Origin of the sequence: Mesorhizobium sp. M2E.F.Ca.ET.209.01.1.1, assembly GCF_004010375.2 — a bacterium.
Classification (GTDB): Bacteria; Pseudomonadota; Alphaproteobacteria; order Rhizobiales; family Rhizobiaceae; genus Mesorhizobium.
In genome coordinates, this window is the sequence record NZ_SADP02001029.1 from 1 (window position 1) to 300 (window position 300).

1 protein-coding gene is annotated in these 300 nt (G+C 66.7%); it reads right to left on the reverse strand.

From position 1 onward, the window contains the following. Nucleotides 1-300 (reverse strand): ABC transporter permease subunit (locus tag EN852_RS38980; RefSeq protein WP_246694582.1); only part of this gene is annotated, 300 nt, incomplete at both ends.

Sequence of the window (300 nt, forward strand, 5' to 3'; positions counted from 1 at the left end):
GCCGCGGCACACCTCCGCCGTGTAGGTGCCGTAATGCAGCCCGAGCCCGATGACGCCGGCGACCAGCGGCGGCAGCAGGATGCCGATGTCGGGCAGCACATAGAAGATGAAATAGAGCTGCACCAGGAGCGGTGTGCCGCGGATGAATTCGGCCACCCAACCGACAGTGCGCGACACCGCCTTGTTGGGCGAGCGGCGCGCCAGCGCGATGCCCAACCCGACGATCGCCGCCAGCACCGAACCGAGCAACGTCGCCAGGATGGTGATCTTCACCCCCTGGATCAACGTCGGCAGGATCTG